Annotated in this window: 15 protein-coding genes; 12 read left to right on the top strand and 3 right to left on the bottom strand. The window is 54.8% G+C overall.

All coding sequences use genetic code 11. The features are described from left to right. Positions 1-334: 334 nt before the first annotated feature. Complete coding sequence (locus DW088_RS03255) at positions 335-1,627, top strand: O-acetylhomoserine aminocarboxypropyltransferase/cysteine synthase family protein (protein WP_118359439.1); 1,293 nt, start codon at positions 335-337, stop codon at positions 1,625-1,627. A 79-nt stretch (positions 1,628-1,706) separates the two neighbouring features. Here the strand turns inward: DW088_RS03255 and DW088_RS03250 are convergent, their stop codons facing one another. From DW088_RS03250 to DW088_RS03240, 3 genes are all read right to left on the bottom strand, one after another. Continuing rightward, positions 1,707-1,922, bottom strand: coding sequence for a DUF378 domain-containing protein (locus tag DW088_RS03250; RefSeq protein WP_118285795.1), 216 nt, complete (start codon positions 1,920-1,922; stop codon positions 1,707-1,709). A gap of 66 nt (positions 1,923-1,988) precedes the next feature. Next, complete coding sequence (locus tag DW088_RS03245; RefSeq protein WP_118359437.1) at positions 1,989-2,705, bottom strand: NAD-dependent protein deacylase; 717 nt, start codon at positions 2,703-2,705, stop codon at positions 1,989-1,991. Positions 2,706-2,806: 101 nt separating this feature from the next. After that, complete coding sequence (locus DW088_RS03240) at positions 2,807-3,328, bottom strand: nitroreductase family protein (RefSeq protein WP_158574592.1); 522 nt, start codon at positions 3,326-3,328, stop codon at positions 2,807-2,809. 181 nt (positions 3,329-3,509) lie between these two features. Here DW088_RS03240 and DW088_RS03235 point away from each other — a divergent pair, with 181 nt between their 5' ends. The 11 genes from DW088_RS03235 (at position 3,510) to mutL (ending at position 18,978) form a co-directional block, all read left to right on the top strand. Then, on the top strand, positions 3,510-5,114 hold the full coding sequence (locus DW088_RS03235; protein WP_118359433.1) for an ABC-F family ATP-binding cassette domain-containing protein: 1,605 nt from the start codon (positions 3,510-3,512) through the stop codon (positions 5,112-5,114). Next, on the top strand, positions 5,114-5,479 hold the full coding sequence (locus DW088_RS03230; RefSeq protein ID WP_158574591.1) for a DUF2752 domain-containing protein: 366 nt from the start codon (positions 5,114-5,116) through the stop codon (positions 5,477-5,479). Before DW088_RS03235 ends, DW088_RS03230 begins: the two co-directional genes overlap by 1 nt. Before the next feature lie 155 nt (positions 5,480-5,634). Next, positions 5,635-6,081: an NfeD family protein gene (locus tag DW088_RS03225; protein ID WP_118359429.1), complete on the top strand. Its 447-nt coding sequence runs from the start codon at positions 5,635-5,637 to the stop codon at positions 6,079-6,081. Positions 6,082-6,093: 12 nt separating this feature from the next. Beyond that, positions 6,094-7,017, top strand: coding sequence for an SPFH domain-containing protein (locus DW088_RS03220; RefSeq protein ID WP_118359427.1), 924 nt, complete (start codon positions 6,094-6,096; stop codon positions 7,015-7,017). A gap of 221 nt (positions 7,018-7,238) precedes the next feature. Then, positions 7,239-7,544, top strand: coding sequence for an ArsR/SmtB family transcription factor (locus tag DW088_RS03215; protein WP_110437221.1), 306 nt, complete (start codon positions 7,239-7,241; stop codon positions 7,542-7,544). Positions 7,545-7,549: 5 nt separating this feature from the next. After that, on the top strand, positions 7,550-10,246 hold the full coding sequence (locus DW088_RS03210) for a heavy metal translocating P-type ATPase (RefSeq protein WP_118359425.1): 2,697 nt from the start codon (positions 7,550-7,552) through the stop codon (positions 10,244-10,246). A gap of 133 nt (positions 10,247-10,379) precedes the next feature. Further along, positions 10,380-12,230 (top strand): TIGR03960 family B12-binding radical SAM protein, encoded by a 1,851-nt coding sequence (locus DW088_RS03205; protein WP_118359672.1) that lies wholly within the window; start codon positions 10,380-10,382, stop codon positions 12,228-12,230. After that, a complete protein-coding gene (locus DW088_RS03200; protein WP_118359423.1) occupies positions 12,223-12,891 on the top strand; it encodes a TIGR03936 family radical SAM-associated protein in 669 nt (222 codons plus the stop codon). The genes DW088_RS03205 and DW088_RS03200 overlap by 8 nt, the downstream gene beginning before the upstream one ends. A gap of 12 nt (positions 12,892-12,903) precedes the next feature. Beyond that, complete coding sequence (gene miaB / locus DW088_RS03195) at positions 12,904-14,301, top strand: tRNA (N6-isopentenyl adenosine(37)-C2)-methylthiotransferase MiaB (protein WP_118359421.1); 1,398 nt, start codon at positions 12,904-12,906, stop codon at positions 14,299-14,301. A 15-nt stretch (positions 14,302-14,316) separates the two neighbouring features. Further along, a complete protein-coding gene (mutS, locus tag DW088_RS03190; protein ID WP_118359419.1) occupies positions 14,317-16,911 on the top strand; it encodes a DNA mismatch repair protein MutS in 2,595 nt (864 codons plus the stop codon). Between the two features lie 60 nt (positions 16,912-16,971). Then, entirely contained in the window at positions 16,972-18,978 is a 2,007-nt protein-coding gene (gene mutL, locus DW088_RS03185; RefSeq protein ID WP_118359417.1) for a DNA mismatch repair endonuclease MutL, read from the top strand. Positions 18,979-18,992: the final 14 nt, after the last annotated feature.

Raw genomic sequence — 18,992 nt, 5'->3', positions numbered from 1 at the left:
AATCCCTGTGCGGCGGTTTTCTTTTATTTGGATGGCGAACAGAAAACAACACCCCCAAAAACCTATCGAAAATATAGGGATTGGACCATCGGAAATTGGGCAATCTGCCGGAACGAAAAAAGTTTGTCGGAAAGGGTTGACAGAAGAGGGGGGAGTTTAGTATAATCATAGCAATCCCAGTGAAATAATATGAATTTAGGAGACGCGGTTATGCGATACTACTTTGAAAAGCTGCTCCGCTCGAATTTCCGATTTGGGCGAATGTGAACCTTCTTTTTAGTACACGAAACGAATCAATCACTTCAAACATGTATATAAAAAGGAGATTATTATCATGGCAACTATCAAGAATACCGAAAACTGGTCCTTTGAAACCAAGCAGCTGCACATCGGTCAGGAGACCGCTGATCCGGTTACCGATTCCCGTGCAGTTCCGATCTACCAGACCACTTCTTACGTTTTCCATGACAGCCAGCACGCGGCTGACCGTTTCGGTCTGGCTGACGCAGGCAATATCTACGGTCGTCTGACCAATTCCACGCAGGATGTGTTCGAGAAGCGCATTGCAGCACTCGAGGGCGGTGTTGCCGCTCTGGCTACCGCTTCCGGCGCCGCAGCGATTACCTACACCATTCAGGCACTTGCTCAGGCCGGCGACCACATCGTAGCACAGAAGACCATCTACGGCGGCAGCTACAACCTACTGGCACATACTCTGCCGCAGTTCGGCGTTGAGACCACCTTCGTTGATGCACACAATCTGGAAGAACTGGAAGGCGCTATCAAGGACAATACTAAGGCGGTTTACATCGAGACTCTCGGCAACCCGAATTCCGATATTCCGGATATCGAGGCTATCGCAAAGATTGCGCACAAGCACGGTCTGCCGCTCGTAATCGACAACACTTTCGGTACCCCGTACCTCATCCGTCCGATTGAGTACGGCGCTGATATCGTTGTTCACTCTGCTACCAAGTTCATCGGCGGCCACGGCACGACCCTCGGCGGCATCATTGTTGATTCCGGCAAGTTCGACTGGAAGGCATCCGGCAAGTATGCGCCGATCGCTGAGCCGAACCCGAGCTATCACGGCATCTCTTTCGCAGATGCTGTTGGTCCTGCTGCGTTCGTAACCTACATCCGCGCTATCCTGCTGCGTGATACCGGTGCTACCATTTCTCCGTTCAACGCATTCCTGCTGCTGCAGGGCACCGAGACTCTGTCTCTGCGTATCGAACGTCACGTTGAGAACACCAAGAAGGTCGTTGAGTTCCTGACCAATCACCCGCAGGTTGAGCATGTAAACCATCCGTCTCTGCCGAACCACCCGGATCATGCTCTGTACGAGAAGTACTTCCCGAACGGCGGTGCGTCCATCTTCACATTTGATATCAAGGGCGGCAAGGAAGCAGCTTTCAAGTTTATCGACAAGCTGCAGATCTTCTCTCTGCTGGCAAACGTTGCTGACGTTAAGAGTTTGGTTATCCATCCGGCAACCACCACTCACTCGCAGCTTACCGCAGAGGAGCTGGAGGATCAGGGTATCCATCAGGGCACCATCCGTCTGTCCATCGGCACTGAGAATATCAACGATATTCTGGTTGATCTCGAGCAGGCATTCAACTAAGCAAAGTATCGGTATTCCTATTTACCTCTTACAATTTGATAAGCAAAACCCGCCGTTCCCGGCGGGCTTTGCTTTTTATTCAACTTTTCGGCTGCTGTGTGGTGTCATCCTGTCGGAAGAGCAGCGAGATACACCATGCTGCCGCCAGTCCGACTAGGGTGTAGACGATGCGGCTGATGGCGCCGGTCTGTCCGCCGCACAGCAGCGCGACCAGATCGAGCTTGAAAATGCCGATCAGTCCCCAGTTCAGACCGCCGATAATCATCAGTATCAGTGCGATTTTGTCGATAAGCATAGAAAAACTCCCCTTTCGGTTTGCATTCAGTATAACCGAAAAGGGGAGTTTCATGCATTTTTTACGTTACAGCTGCGAGAAAACCTCACCGATTGGCGCATGAATGACCAGATCAGCACGGCGATCCGCAGGAGTGGGGGACTTGTTGACCAAAACCAGCTTATTGCCGCGGTAATAGTCGATCAGGCCGGCCGCCGGATATACCGCTAGCGACGTACCGCCGATGATCAGGATATCCGCCTTGGAGATGTAGTCCACGCTCTTGTTGATCGTGCAGCTGTCCAGACCTTCCTCGTACAGCACGACATCCGGCTTGATAATGCCGCCGCAGGAGCATCGCGGAATACCGGTGCCCTTGGCGATATCCTCAACCGGATATGGCTTGCGGCAGCGCATGCAATAGTTTCGCAAAACCGAGCCGTGCAGCTCAAGCACTTCCTTCGAGCCTGCCTTCTGGTGCAGACCGTCGATGTTCTGCGTTACAACGGCACGACACTTGCCCTCGCGCTCCCACTCGGCCAGCTTGAGGTGAGCCGCGTTCGGCTCTGCATCGAGCGCCAGCATTTTCGCCCGATAGAAGCGGTAAAACTCCTCGGTTTCACTCAAAAAGAACGTATGGCTGAGAATGGTCTCCGGCGGGTATTTGTACTGCTGGTTGTACAGACCGTCCACCGAGCGGAAATCCGGAATGCCGCTCTCGGTCGATACGCCCGCACCGCCGAAAAAGACGATATTGTCGCTGCCGTCGATCCACTCTCTCAGTTTAGCAATCTTCTCATCCATGATATTAGCTCCTTTCGTCGCTAATGAATTGAAAACGGATAATGGAGAATTGAAAATTAAGGTATTTGGCATTTTCTATTCTGGGTTTTCCATTGTTTCGATTATTCGGTAATCGAAACCAGACCCTCATGACGCGGCTTTGCCGGCGTTTCCTTCTCGATGTAGCCGATTGCAGCGGAGCAGACAACGATGTGGTCCTCCGGTACGCCGTACTCGGTCAACAGTGCACGAACCTCGGGCACGTCGCAGGTCTCGCGCAGCTGGTTGATCCAGCAGGAGCCGAGGTCAAGCTCGGTAGCCATCAGCAGCAGATTTTCCATTGCAGCAGCGCCGTATACCAGAGCGTGGTGCTCATCCCGCTTGTAGGAAATGATAATATTGACCGGTGCACCGTAGAAATTGTACTGCGGACCGCGATTGTCTGCCTCAGCAACGGCACGAGCCAGCTTGAGCGACTTCTCTGCATTGTAAATCACGGTAAAGTGCCACAGGTACTTGCCCATGCCGGAAGGCGCCCATTCAGCAGCTTCAACAATCTGCATGATCTGATCCTTCGGCGGCAGCTCGGACTTGAACGCGCGCGTAGAGCGGCGGGACTTGATAACTTCCATCAGGTTAGACATAGGAAAAACCTCCTGAAACAAATAGGGATTGATATTTATAAATATAGTATATAGCATTCTCGGTGCTGTTTCAAGACAACATGAACAAAAATGCGGCTGCACCTGTAAATTATCTGTGAAAACAGCGGTTTGTGTGGTATACTGATTCTAATTGAAAAATAATGCGGGAGGAATCTCTTTCATGATCAATATCAGCGATCTTAGCTTAAACTTCAGCGGCGAGCCGCTGTTCAAAGATGTAAACCTGAAATTTACCCAGGGCAACTGCTACGGTGTTATCGGTGCAAACGGTGCAGGCAAGTCTACCTTCCTGCGCATTCTGTCCGGCGATCTGGACCCGTCCACCGGCACGGTTTCGATTGCGCCCAAGACCCGTATGAGCGTACTCAAGCAGGACCACTTTGCCTTCAACGAGGAGACCGTTCTCAACACGGTTCTCGGCGGCAACGAGCGTCTGCTCGAGGTCATGCGCGAAAAGGATGCGCTCTATATGAAGGACCCGTTCACCGAGGAGGACGGCAACAAGGCTGCCGAGCTCGAGTCCGAGTTTGCCGAAATGGGCGGCTGGGACGCTGAGACGGAGGCCAGCCAGCTGCTGAACGGTCTGGGCCTGGATGCAGATGCCATCCTGTACACGGAGATGAAGAACCTCGGTGACGTCGAGAAGGTCAAGGTGCTGCTGGCGCGTGCGTTGTTCGGCAAGCCGGATATTCTGCTGCTGGACGAGCCTACCAACCATCTGGACATTCAGGCAGTCCGCTGGCTGGAGGACTTCCTTGCTGATTTCGAAGGCACCGTCCTTGTTGTATCGCATGACCGTCACTTCCTGAACAACGTATGTACCCATATCGTCGATATCGACTACGGCAAGATCAAGCTGTATGTCGGTAACTATGAGTTCTGGTATGAGTCCTCTCAGCTGGTTCAGCGCATGATCAAGGACCAGAATCGCAAGAATGAGGAAAAGATCAAGGAACTGCAGAACTTCATTCAGCGTTTTGCGGCAAACAAGTCCAAGTCCCGTCAGGCGACCAGCCGCCGCAAGCTGATCGACAAGCTGTCCGTCGAGGAAATGCCGGCTTCGTCCCGCCGTTACCCGTGGGTAGCGTTTGACGCGGACCGTGAGGCGGGCAAGGACATTCTCGAGGTGCGCGGCATCTCCAAGACCATCGACGGCGAGAAGGTACTCGACAACGTATCCTTCATCGTTCGCCGCGGCGACAAGATTGCGTTCATCTCGGATAACGAGCTGGCAATGACTACGCTGTTCCAGATTCTTATGGGCGAGATGAAACCGGATGAGGGCAGCTTCAAGTGGGGCGTTACCACCTCGCAGAGCTATTTCCCGAAGGACAACAACGAGTTCTTCGAGGGCCACGAGGAAAACATGCTCGACTGGATCGCACCGTATTCCCGCACGGATACACTGGAATCCACGCTGCGCGGCTTCCTCGGCCGTATGCTGTTCTCCGGCGACGATGTTTACAAGCCGGTTCGCGTACTGTCCGGCGGTGAGAAGGTTCGCCTGATGCTGGCGCGCATGATGCTCTTCGGCTCGAACGTGCTTGTCATCGACCAGCCGACCAACCACCTCGATCTGGAATCCATCACCGCAGTCAACAACGGCGTTCGTGATTTCAAGGGCACGGTATTGTTTGCATCGCACGACCATGAGTTCGTGCAGACCATCGCGACCCGTATTATCGAAATTCGTGAAAAGGGTGTTCTGGACAAGGAATGCACCTACGACGAGTTCCTCGAGTTCCGCGAGACCTACAAGGGCTGATGCCGGAGCGCTTTCGGCGCGGTCTGAACGGTCTGCTCGTGCTGCTGATACTGGGTGCACTGGCATACGCCTCGGCGCTGCTGTTTGGCTGGAACTGTCCAATCAAATACTTGACCGGCGTGCCATGTCCCGGCTGTGGACTGAGCCGTGCGCTTGCCGCTCTGCTCCGACTGGACTTTCGTACGGCACTGCGGTTTCACCCGATGGTTTTCGTGCTGCCGCCAGTCGTTTTGTACGCGCTGTTTGGCAAAAAGCCGCTTCTTGGCTCCAAAAAACTCGAACGCGTGCTGTTGTGGAGCGTTATTGTGCTGGATATCGCAATTTGGCTGATACGTATCGCGCTGCATGACCCGTTGATTTTTTGAAGATTTCCCGCTCGAACTGTACTGCACGGTTCGAGCGGATGTTGTTTTATTCGGCATTTTGTGCAATATGCAAAAATTAACCGGAAATTTAATCGGGTTTTGCTGTACTTTTTCGTATGCACATGCTATACTGTTGCCAAGGGAGGGGATAGTTTATGATGTTTGGAATTGACAGCCTGTATATCTGGCTGGCTGTCATTATCATCAGTGTAGCGGTAGAGGCGTTTACACTCACGCTGTGCGGCATCTGGTTTGCTGCCGGCGGTGTCGCGGCACTCATTGCGGCCAGCCTTTCGGTCGGGCTGATGGGGCAGTGGATTGTGTTCATTGTGTTCTCCGCGCTGCTGCTTGTACTGGTGCGTCCGCTCTGCCGCCGTTTTCTCGGCAGTCGGCAGCAGGCGACCAACGCAGATCGTATCATCGGACAGACGGCTGTTGTTACCGAACCGATTGACAATATTCTGGAGACCGGTGCGGTGAAAATCAACGGAAAGATCTGGACAGCCCGCAGTGCGACTGACGCGCAAATTGCAATCGGGACAAGAGTCACGGTTGTGGAGATCCGCGGCGTCAAGGCGATTGTAAAACCGAACCAACTGTAAAGGAGCGTTATCATGGATTATATTATTGTACCCATCATCTGGATTGTGCTGATTATTCTGTTCATCGCGTTCATTGCAAGCAATATCGTGATCGTGCCGCAGGCGAAGGCGTATGTTATCGAGCGTCTCGGTACCTACCGCGACACATGGAGCACCGGCCTGCATTTCAAGGTGCCGCTGTTTGAGCGCATTGCCCGCAAGGTAACCCTCAAGGAGCAGGTAGTCGATTTCCCGCCGCAGCCGGTTATCACCAAGGATAACGTAACCATGCAGATCGACACGGTCGTGTACTTCCAGATCACCGACCCGAAGCTGTTTGCATACGGTATCGAAAGCCCGATGGCGGCAATTGAAAATCTGACTGCAACCACACTGCGAAACATCATCGGTGATCTTGAGCTTGACCAGACGCTGACCAGCCGCGATATCATCAACACCAAAATGCGCTCCATCCTCGATGAAGCGACCGATGACTGGGGCATTAAGGTAAACCGCGTGGAGCTGAAGAACATCATTCCGCCGGCTGCCATTCAGGAATCTATGGAGAAGCAGATGAAGGCCGAGCGCGAACGCCGCGAGTCCATTCTGGTAGCGGAAGGTAAAAAGCAGTCCGCGATTCTGGTGGCTGAAGGTGAAAAAGAAGCAACCGTTCTTGCTGCAGAGGCAAATCGCCTTGCCAAGATCAAGGAGGCCGAAGGTGAAGCGGAAGCGCTGCTTACCGTGCAGAAGGCACTGGCAGACTCCATCAATCTGCTGAATGAAGCGGCACCGACAGAGCAGGTTATCAAGCTGAAATCCCTCGAGGCATTCAGCAACGCCGCTGACGGCAAGGCAACTAAAATCATTATCCCGAGCGAGATTCAGAGCCTTGCGGGTCTGGCAACCTCATTCAAGGAAGTTATGACCGATCCGAAGCGCGAACAGCCCGAAAAGTAAAAATTACGTTCAAGTCCTGCAGACCATATCCGGCCTGCAGGACTTTTTTGCATGCAAAATTGTCATTTGTGTCCGACTCGATTCTTGACAGAAGTGGACTGGAATGTTATCATAAGTTGAATAGATATGCACATATTGCGGGAGGGATCAAATTGTCGGCAAAGCATACAGACGCAGAACTGGAGTGCTGCGAAGAGCATATCGTCCATACGGACGCAGTTATGGCAGCGCGCAGCGCAATGCCGGCAGAGGAGATCACTACAGCCGCATCAGATTTTTTCAAAGCGTTTTCCGACAAGACCCGCTTGCGGATACTGGCGGCGCTTGTGTCCGCGGAGCTGTGTGTCTGTGATATTGCGTCGCTGCTGAACATGAGCCAGTCCGCGATATCGCATCAGCTTCGTTTTTTGAAGCAGGCGCGGCTGGTCAAGAGTCGAAAAAACGGAAAAACAGTATACTATGCGCTGTGCGATGATCATATTCAGACCATTTTGGCACAGGGAATCGCGCACGTGCAGGAGGGATAAACGGAATGAGCGAAAATAACCGCCCTGATTCGGAACAGAAGAAGGACCAGACAACGGCGGAAGATATTTTAGCACAGGTCGATTCGATTTTAGCGGATCTGGAAAATTCGGCAGTAGCGCAGCTGTTTGCCGCTCCGGAAAAACCTAAACCCGAAGAGAACAAAAAACCGCCTGAAAAAGAAGAATCAGCGCCGCCCGGCGAGCCTGAGCCGCCGGACAAGAATGCGGAGCAGCCGGAAACTGAACCGGAAGCCGATACATCGCACCAAAGTGAAAGCGAATCTCCGGAGGCGGAAACGCCGCCCGAGGAAGCGGCGGCAGCTGAGCCTGCAAAGCCCTCGGAGGAATCAGACGCAGTTGAGGAATCGCCGGAAGATTCGGAAGACGAATTTGACGAAGAAGAAGATTCGACGGATGAGGCTGAAGACGAGGACGACTGGGACGAACCGGAATTTGACGACGAAGGTATAGAGGACGAGCTTCCTGAGGAAGAACAATCGCAGGAAGCGGAGTTCGAGCCTATCGTAGAGGAAAAGCCGGATAGGCTGCAGAAGCTAAAAGAAAAACTGAAAAACCATGAAAAGGACAAGGCGGAGAAAAAGGAACAGGCAAAATCCGCACCTAAGGAGAAGCCTAAACCAAAGGATGAAAAAAAGCCGGAGGAAAAGAAGCCGGAACCGTCAGTAATCGAAGCTCCGGAGGACGTGGACGATACCACCGGTATGAATTTCGTGCAGAAGGCACAGTACCGGGCAAAAATGCGTCGGCGTGAGCAGACCCGTCTGCGGCGAGAAAATGCACGCCGTATACAGGAAGGCGCTGAAGTGACCTATCAGCCGATGACACGGTTGGATATGCAGAGCACAGGCGCACGGCTGGCTGCCGCGGCAATCGTTCTTGTGGCCGGAATCGCGATGGGAGGTTCGAGCGCGGCATTGCCGCTCTGCCTGTTGGCGTTTTTGATCACAGCGCTGCCGATTGCAGCGCGTGTGCTGACCAATCTGACACACGGTTCATTTTTCGATGAATATCTGCTCGTGCTAATGGCATCCATCGGTGCATTCGCGCTCGGCAGCCGTGCAGAAGCAACGATCGTGCTCATCCTGTTTGAGATTGGCAAAATTGCAGGTGATATCGTTCTATCATCCACCTATCAGGCATTGCCGCAGCAGCATGATTTCATGCCGGAAAAGGCAACGGTCGTCAACATGAAGGGCGAACAGCGTCAGGTTCCGCTGGCAGATATCCGTCTGGGCGAGCTGGTTCTGGTACACTCGGGTGAGCGCGTACCGATTGACGGCGTTGTACTTCGCGGAGACGGCACGGTGGATGACAGCGTGCTTACCGGTGAAAACGTGCCGATGGCAGTTGATAAGAACACGCGTGTGCTGGCAGGCAGCCGGTATAACGGCTCTCTGATGCTGATTCGTGTGATCTCGCGCTATGAAGACTGCGCGGTTCGTCAGATTCGCCGCGTACAGAATGCGGCCGCCGAACACAAGGCAGCGTTGGAAAACAGTGCGCAGCGTAATGCCAAGCGTCTGGTTCCGGTTGTGATCGTCATTGCCGTACTGGCAGCCGCACTTCCGCCGCTGTTCATGCCCGGTTCAGATATGACCGGCTGGGTATATCGCGGACTGACGCTTCTCATTGCCTGCTGTCCGACCGCACTGGCGCTGGCTGTCCCGCTTGCTTTTGTATGCGGCGGCGGCCGACTTGAGAGTGAAGGCGTTCACATGAAGGGCAGCGAAGCGATGGAACGGACTGCAGACCTGCGTCTGGTCGTGTTCAACAAGACCGGCACAGTGACTAACGGCAATCTGCAGATTAAAAAGATTTATCCTACACAAGAGTTTTCCGAAAAGAACTGTCTGGCACTTGCCGCAGCAGCTGAGCAGCTTTCACAGCATCCGATTGCGCGCGCAATCGCAAGTGCATGTCGGGAAAAGCTGCCAAAGATCGAGGAATTTGAGGAATTCCCGGGCCGTGGCGTGCGCGCCCGTATCGGTGATCACGTTCTGCTGGTAGGCAACCGCAAGCTGATGGTCTCCCGCGGTGTCAAGGGCTTGCCGGATATCGACGGCACGGTTGTTTACATCGCCTGTGAAGGGGAGCACATCGGTGTGATTGAATTGGAGGATACGGTTCGTCCGTCCGCTGCTGACGCAATCAAGAAGATCAAGGATCAGGGCGTTGAGCGCACGGTGCTTATCACCGGTGACGCGGAGACACCAACTCAGCGAATTGCAAATGCCGCCGGCATCGACACCGTTCACTGCGGTTTGATGCCCGAGGAAAAGCAAGCGAAGTTGGACTTTATGATGCGCACGATTCCGACAGACGGCACGACCGCCTATATCGGCGACGGCGTAAGCGATATCGAGCAGCTCAAGATGGCCGATGTCGGTGTGGCAATGGGCACGCGCGGCTCCCGCTATTCAGCGGATGCGGCGAATATACTGATTACCGCAAATGATCTGAGCGGTCTCGGCGAGGCTGTTCAGGTCTGCAAGACTACACACGGAGTTGCAATGCAGAATCTGACACTGCTGGCCGCCATCAAGCTGGTGCTTGCTGTACTGGCGCTGATCGGTCTGGCGCAGATGTGGATGGCAGTTATCGTCGATGCTGTACTCACGGTGCTGACCGTGTTCAATACGACCCGACTGCTTGGCAGCAAGCCGGAAATTCCGGAGGAATAAGCAAAACGCGAAGGAAGTGTAAAAGCTTTCTTCGCGTTTATTTTTTTGTTTCATGTACTTTCTGCGCGAAAACGGTCAAAAACGGTATGGTTTTTTTCGGAAGGATATGATACAATAATCTGTATGAATGAAAATGGAGGAATACGTCTTGCATAAAAAGATGGAAGCCATTTTGTCCCGTGTACAGAAGCCGGCACGCTACGTCGGCGGTGAATGGGGCTCGGTGATGAAAGATAAAAAGAACGTCGATCTGCGATTTGCGTTCTGTTTTCCGGATACCTATGAGGTTGCCATGTCTCACCTCGGTTCGCGTATCCTTTACGGCCTGCTCAATGATCAGAAGGGCATCTGGTGCGAACGCGTCTGCGCGCCATGGATTGACATGGAGGCCGAAATGCGCGAGGCAGGGCTGCCGCTGTACGGTCTGGAGAGCGGCGACCCGTTGTCGGACTTTGATATTATCGCTTTTACGCTGCAGTACGAGCTGTCGTTTTCCAACATTCTGAATATGCTGGATCTCGGCGGTATTCCGGTGCTGGCAAAGGACCGCACCGAGCTCAAGCATATTGTAGCCTGCGGCGGTCCGTGTGCCTACAATCCGGAGCCGCTCGCTGACTTTGTTGACCTGTTCATGATCGGCGACGGCGAGGAGATCATGTTGGAGTTTACCGATCTGTACCGCAAGGCCAAGCGCGAAGGCTGGTCTAAGCAGGAATTTCTGATTGCAGCAGCACAGATCGAGGGTATGTATGTACCTTCGCTGTACGAGGTCAAGTATCACGAGGACGGCACGATCGAGAGCGTCACCCCGACGCACGGTGCACCGGCTCTCGTGCAGAAGCGCATCGTCAAGGATCTGGATACCATGTACTATCCGGAGTCCTTTGTTGTGCCTTCGACCGACATCGTGTTCGACCGTGCGATGATCGAGCTGTTCCGCGGCTGTCCACGCGGCTGCCGATTCTGTCAGGCCGGTCACACTTATCGTCCGCTGCGTACCAAGTCCAAGGAAGTGCTGCTCAAGCAGGCGCAGGCGGTGCTCAAGAACTCCGGTTACGAGGAAATCTCTCTGTCCTCGCTGTCTACGAGCGACTACGGTGAGCTGTCCGGTCTGACCGAGTGCATGCTCGACTATTGTGAGCCGCGTCATATCAGTCTGTCGCTGCCGTCTCTTCGTGCGGACAGCTTTTCCGCCGAACTGATGGAGCGCGTACAGAAAACCCGCAAAAGCGGCCTGACGTTCGCATGTGAGGCCGGTACGCAGCGCCTGCGCGATGTTATCAACAAGAACATCCGCGAGGAGGACGTGCTCCATGCCTGCGAGATTGCCTTTCAGGGCGGTTGGAATAATGTCAAGCTGTACTTTATGATGGGTCTGCCGACCGAGACCTACGAGGATCTGGACGGCATTTCCGACATTTGTAAAAAGGTCGCCTATTGCTGGCGTGAGAACACGCCTAACCGTGCGCGCGGCGTGCGTATCACAGCATCGGCTTCGTGCTTTGTGCCCAAGCCGCAGACCCCGTTCCAGTGGGACGCGCAGGACACGCTCGAGCAGTTCCGCGAGAAGCAGGCGCACCTCAAGGTGGTCATGAAAACCAAGAATGTCACCTACAACTGGCATGATGCCGAGACCTCGGTGCTCGAGGGCGTTATTGCACGCGGCGACCGCCGTCAGGGCAAGGCGATTCTGCTGGCGTGGCAGCGCGGCTGCAAGATGGACGGCTGGGATCAGTGCTTCGACTTTGACAAGTGGATGCAGGCGTTCCGCGACTGCGGACTCGATCCAGAGTTCTACGCATCCCGTCAGCGTCCGATGGACGAGGTGTTCCCGTGGGATCACATCGGCTGCGGCACGCGCAAAGAGCACCTCAAGCGTGAGTGGGAACGTTCCCGCGAAGCGGCTATCACGCCGGACTGTATGCACCAGTGTGCCGGCTGCGGCGCAAGCGCTCTGCTGAAGGGAGGCACGTGCCATGTTTAAGGCAAGAATGAAGTTTGCCAAGGAGGGACGCGCCAAGTATATCTCCCACCTTGATCTGATGCACGCTATGCAGCGTTCGATGGCACGCTGCCAGATGCCGCTGTGGTTCACTGAGGGCTTCAACCAGCACGCCTACGTTTCGGTGGCGCTGCCGCTCTCGACCGGTTACTCCGGCGAGTGCGAATTTCTGGATTTCAATATCACGGCAGAAGCCGTGCCGGAAAATGCGGTGGAAGCGCTCAATGATGTATTTCCCGAGGGCCTGCGTGCAATCGAGATTTACCCGCTTGCCGACGGCGGCATGAAGGTCGGTTCGATCGAATGGTCGCAGTACCGCATCACCTGGGGCTTTGAGGGCGGCACGCCCAAGGGCTTTGCCGAGGATGTGCGCAATCTGTTCCGCCGTCCGGTGGTCGAGATCGTCAAGCGCTCCAAGCGCGGCGAAAAGACGGTCAATATGCGTGAGCTGATGCGCGATCTGACCGTGACCGATGGTCCGGACGAGGTGACCGCTGTTGTCACCACCGCTGCCGGCAATAACAACATGAGTCCGGAATACCTGACCCGTGCCATCCGGCAGTATCTGCCGCAGTACGAAATTCCGTTCAGCGCGTACCACCGCATGAACGTGTTTACTTCTGACGGCACTCCATTCCGATAAAAGGAGAGTTTCATGGCAACTCAGAATGTTTCCGAAGAACAACTGCAGTCGCAGTTTACCTATATTGACGCGGTAGCCCGCCTGTTGGGAGACAAGCGTCCCAAAGCCTATACGCATACGTTTGGCTGCCAACAGAACGAGGCGGATACCGAGCGTATCCGCGGCATGCTGTCCGAAATGGGCTACGAAATGACCGATACACCGGATGCGGCGGATTTTATTCTTTTCAACACCTGCGCTGTGCGTGAGCATGCCGAGGATCGTGCGTTCGGCAACATCGGCGCACTCCGCCACCTGAAAAAAGAGCGGCCGGACATTGTTATTGCAATGTGCGGCTGCATGGCCCAGCAGGAGAAGAACGTCGAGAAGATCAAGAAAAGCTATCCGCAGGTCAACCTGCTGTTCGGCACGCATGCGCTCTGGCGATTTCCGTCATTGCTGTACCGCGTGCTGACCGAGAAAAAACGCGTATTTGACATCGGCGGCGAGGACGATATCGCCGAAGGCCTGCCGGTGCTGCGTGCCAAGGGCGCAAAGGCGTGGCTGTCCATCATGTATGGCTGCAACAACTTCTGCACCTACTGCATCGTACCGTATGTGCGCGGCAGAGAGCGCAGCCGCCGACCGGAGGAGATCGAGAAAGAACTGCGTGAGCTGGTCGCGGCGGGTTACAAGGAGATTACGCTGCTCGGCCAGAACGTCAACTCCTATGGTAAGGATCTCGGCATTGACGTGGATTTTGCCGATCTTCTGCGCCGTCTCAACGCCGTGCCCGGCGATTTCTGGCTGCGGTTTATGACAAGCCACCCGAAGGACGCGTCTCCCAAGCTGTTCTCTGCTATGGCAGAGTGCGGCAAGGTCGCAAAACAGCTGCATCTGCCGTTCCAGTCGGGCAGCGACGAAATCCTGCGGCGCATGAACCGCCGCTATACGGCAGAGCACTACAAATCGCTGATTGCGGATGCACGGTCGAAAATGCCGGATATTACGCTGTCAAGCGATATTATCGTCGGTTTCCCGGGCGAAACGGACGAGGATTTTGAGGATACCTTAAAGCTGGTGCAGGATACCCGGTTTGATCTGCTGTTTACCTTCCTGTATTCGCCTCGCACGGGCACGCCCGCAGCCTCCTATGAGGATAACGCTACGCCGCAGGATAAGCAGCGCCGCTTCGAGCGCCTGCTCAAGGCGCAGGATGAAATCGTTGCTGAAAAGCAGGCGGCGTATCAGAGCAAAAAGCTGCGGCTGCTTGTGGACGGTAATGCCAAAGGACCGGAATATCCGTTTACCGCCCGTACCGAGGGCAACCTGCTTGTCTGCGTACGCGGTGACGATATCAAAATCGGTGAATTTATCGAGGCAGAGATCGAGAAAACCTCGCTTCGCTGTCTGTTTGCACACAAATTATAAGAAAGAGGTAAGAACATGGCTGAACTGACGCCCATGATGCAGCAGTATTTTGAGATCAAAAACAAAAATAAAGATTACATTCTGTTTTACCGTCTGGGCGATTTCTACGAAATGTTCTTTGACGATGCCAAGCTGGTCTCCCGCGAGCTGGAGCTGACGCTGACCGGCCGCGACTGTGGTCAGGGAGAACGTGCACCGATGTGCGGCGTACCGTATCACAGTGCGGAAGGCTATATTGCCAAGCTGGTGCAGAAGGGTTACAAAATTGCAATCTGTGAGCAGATGGAGGACCCGAAAAAGGCAAAAGGTCTGGTCAAGCGCGAGATCATCCGACGCGTGACACCGGGTACGGTCGTGGAAGCCTCCATGCTGGATGAAAACCGGAACAACTTTCTCGGCTGCGTATATGCAGCAGGTGGTTCCGTCGGCGTATGCTTTGCTGATATTACGACAGGTTCGGTGTACGCGACCGGCTCGGATAACTGGAATGACATCACCAGCGAGTTCGGACGCTTTGCGCCGCGTGAGGTGCTGGTCGGCGGCGGAGCCATTTCGGCAGACGGCCTTCAGTCCTTTCTGAAGGAACGTCTGGAGGCGCTCATAGAGCCGATGCCGGAGGAGTGCTTTGAGGCACAGCGCAGTGCGGAACGCATTCAGGAGCACTTCAAGGTGCAGGACTTTGACGCTGCCGGTCTGACCGACCTGCCGTGCACTGTGCAGTGCCTCGGCGGTCTGCTGGATTACCTCGAGCAGACGCAGAAGGCCAGCCTTTCCAGTCTGAATCAGCTGCAGGTGTACCATCAAGGCCAGTATATGGAGCTTGACCTGATCGCACGCCGCAATCTCGAGCTTTGTGAGACCATGCGTACCAAGGAGAAGAAGGGCACGCTGCTGTGGGTGCTTGACCACACGCGCACGGCAATGGGTTCGCGCCTGATTCGTCAGTGGATTGAAAAACCACTGTATAATCCGCTGCATATTGCACGCCGCCAGCAGGCGGTAGGTGCATTGTGCGACGATGTAATTGCCCGTACGGCATTGACGGACGCACTCAAGCGGGTGTTCGATATGGAGCGCCTGATTGGGCGCGTAGCCTACGGCACTGCAAACTGCCGTGATCTGCGTGCGCTGTCGGCGGCAATTTCTTGCCTGCCGGAGATCAAAACGCAGGCTGCTCTGTTCGGACAGGCTATGCTGCGTGAGCTGACCGGCAAGATTGATCTGCTTGAAGACATCCGCGCGCTGGTCGAGCAGGCCATCGTGGATGAGCCGCCGATTCTTCTTCGGGAAGGCGGCATGATCCGCAAGGGCTTCAACGAGGAGATTGACCGTCTGCGCGACCTTGCGTCCGGCGGTAAGGGCAAAATTGCCGAAATCGAGCAGGCGGAACGCGAGCGTACCGGTATCAGCAAGCTGAAAATCGGCTACAACCGCGTATTCGGCTATTATATTGAGGTCAGCCGCTCCAATGCGGAGGCGGTTCCGGAGAACTATATTCGTAAGCAGACGCTTGCGAACAGCGAGCGCTATATCACCGAGGAGCTGAAACAGCTCGAGAGCACCGTGCTCGGTGCGCAGGAACGCCTGACCGCTCTCGAGTACGAGGTATTCGTTTCCGTACGCGACCAGATTGCCGCTGAGGTCCACCGTGTGCAGAAAACTGCACAGGCTATCGCAGCGCTTGACGTCCTGTGCGCTCTGGCTGATGTGGCATGTGATAACAACTATGTTTGTCCGGTGGTGGATTTTTCCGACCGCATTGACATCAAGGACGGCCGTCACCCGGTTGTTGAGAAAATGCTGTCCGACAGTCTGTTCATCCCGAACGACACCTTGCTCGACAGTAAGGAAAACCGCGTTGCTATCATCACCGGCCCGAATATGGCAGGCAAATCCACCTATATGCGGCAGGTGGCACTGATTACCATCATGGCGCAGATTGGTTCATATGTACCGGCCTCGTCTGCGCATATCGGCGTGGCAGACCGCGTGTTTACCCGTGTCGGCGCGTCGGATGATCTGGCGAGCGGTCAATCCACCTTCATGGTGGAGATGAGCGAGGTCGCCGATATTCTGCGGCACGCTACCAAGTCCAGCCTGATCATTCTGGATGAGATTGGACGCGGCACCTCTACCTATGACGGCATGAGCATTGCCCGCGCAGTCGTAGAGTATGTAGCGGACAAAAAGCGCATCGGCGCACGCGCGCTGTTTGCAACGCATTATCACGAGCTGACTGTGCTTGAAGATCTGGTCAAGGGCGTCAAGAATTACAATATCGCGGTCAAAAAGCGCGGTGATGACATTACGTTCCTGCGCAAAATCGTGCGCGGCGGCGCGGATGACAGCTATGGCATTGAGGTTGCAAAGCTGGCCGGTGTGCCGAATCCGGTCATCAAGCGAGCAAAGGCTGTGCTGGCTGATCTGGAATCCACCATGCCGAAAATCGAGCTGCATGCCGTAGCCGAGGAACCGGAAGACGTTCCGCAGATTACGATGGATTCGCTCTCCGGCGATGCCGTAGCCGAACGTCTGCGTGCACTGCAGGTGGACACCATGACGCCGATCGAAGCGCTCAACGCACTGTATGAGCTTAAAAAGCTGGTTTAATCATTTATCAGGGCAGGAAAGACCAAGCATGATTTGTTCCGGAAAGGAAAACAAAGAAAAATGGCAGTGATTCATGAATTATCTCCGCATCTTGCGGATCTGATCGCGGCGGGAGAGGTTGTTGAACGGCCGTCCTCTGTGGCGAAGGAGCTGGTCGAGAATGCGATCGACGCAGGTTCTACCCGCATTACAGTGGAGATTGAAAACGGCGGCATTACCTATCTGCGTATTGCGGATAACGGCTGCGGCATGTCGGCAGAAGACGCGCCCGTGGCTTTCCGCCGCCACGCGACCAGCAAGCTGCGTACCGAGGAAGATTTGAACGCCATCGGCACATTGGGTTTCCGCGGTGAAGCATTGGCTGCGATTTCGTCGGTTACGCGCATTGATCTGTTTACGCGTCAGGCAGGTTCGATTGCGGGTCTGCACCTGCATCTGGAAGCCGGTGAGATTCAGACACAGGAGGAAGCCGGCTGTCCGGAAGGCACAACAATCGTTGTGCGCGATCTGTTCTTCAACACACCGGCTCGCATGAAGTTTCTCAAAAAGGACTTCACCGAGGCGGGTTACATTCTCGGCGTAGTACAGCATGCGGCACTCTCACATCCAGAAATTGCGTTTACGCTCATTCGCGACGGCAAGCAGGTATTCTCGTCGGACGGCAAGGGCAAGCTAATTGCACCGGTGTTCGGTGTATTCGGCAAAGAAATGACTGCCAATATGATTGAAGTGCCGATGACCGAGCGCAACGGTATGACCGTACACGGCTACATTGTCAAGCCGCACGCCGGACGTGCCAACCGTTCGATGCAGCACTTTTTCGTCAATGGACGCTATGTCAAGAGCCGTCTTATGCAGGCTGCAATGGAAGAGGCCTATCGCAATGCGATCATCACCGGAAAGTATCCGTCTGGTGCGGTTTTCCTTGATCTGCCGCTGTCAGCGGTCGATGTCAACGTGCATCCGGCAAAAACCGAAGTCAAATTTTCGCAGGAAAAGCCGATTTTCGAAGTCGTGTATATTGCCTGCAAGAATGCACTTGCCGCAAACGACAATATGCCGCATCTGGAGCACAAAGGAAAAGAGACAACTGCCGCGCCGCGTGAGGATAATCTGACGCACGAGCAGCAGCGGTTTGCGATTCCGAAGCCGGTGGACCCCAAGCCGTTTGCCGCGCCACGTGTAAAGCCAATACCGATTACACCGGTAAAGAACGGCGAGGAAGCACCGGATTTAGAGGATTTTCTTGTTTCGATTCCGCCAAAGGCAGAGCGTCCGCGCAGTGCATCGAGTTATCTGTCCGCGCCGCGCATACTGCAGGACGAACCGCAGGAACCGGTTCGTCCGCGAATGGCACAGCCGGTTAAGTCGTCGGTCGCAGAACCAACACCTGCCGTGCATACGCCGGAACCGGAGCCGGAAGATGAACCGATGGTTGTTGTGCCGCCTGTCAGCGCACCGGAGGTCAAGGATAAGCCGCAGATCCTGCAGCCGCTGGATGCCGGTGTGCGTGTAATCGGCGAATGCTTCCAGACGTACATCATTGCTGAGGACAAGGACGGCTTGATTCTCATCGACAAGCATGCCGCGCATGAACGTATTCTGTTTAACAAGCTGCGTGCGGAGACCGATATGCCGCAGCAGCAGCTTCTCACGCCTGTAATTGTAGAGCTGACCGGCGAGGAAGCCGCCGCTGTGCAGTCGCAGATCGCGGACATCCGTCAGGCAGGCTTTTCCATTGACAGCTTTGGCGAGAACAGCTTTGCCGTACGCAGCGTGCCCGCTTATCTGGATAGCGGCGATGTGCAGAGCGTCATCAGTGAATTGGCCGAAAAGGCGATGAACAGCCGTACCACCGTGCCGGATCGTCTGGATGATTTGATTCATACAGTAGCATGCAAGGCGGCTATCAAGGCAGGCAAGCCGACTACGATGACCGAGTTGCAGGACCTGTGCGAGCGGGTGCTGAGCGATGACAACGTGCGTTCCTGCCCGCATGGCAGGCCGACGACCGTTCGTCTGACCAAATATGAGCTTGACAAGATGTTCAAGCGTGTAAATCAATAAAAAGCGAGGAAACA

The sequence above is a fragment of the Butyricicoccus sp. AM05-1 genome (assembly GCF_003474415.1).
Classification (GTDB): domain Bacteria; phylum Bacillota; class Clostridia; order Oscillospirales; family Butyricicoccaceae; genus Agathobaculum; species Agathobaculum butyriciproducens.
Note: the sequence above shows the minus strand (reverse complement) of the source record. Positions and strands in the feature narration are given on the sequence as shown.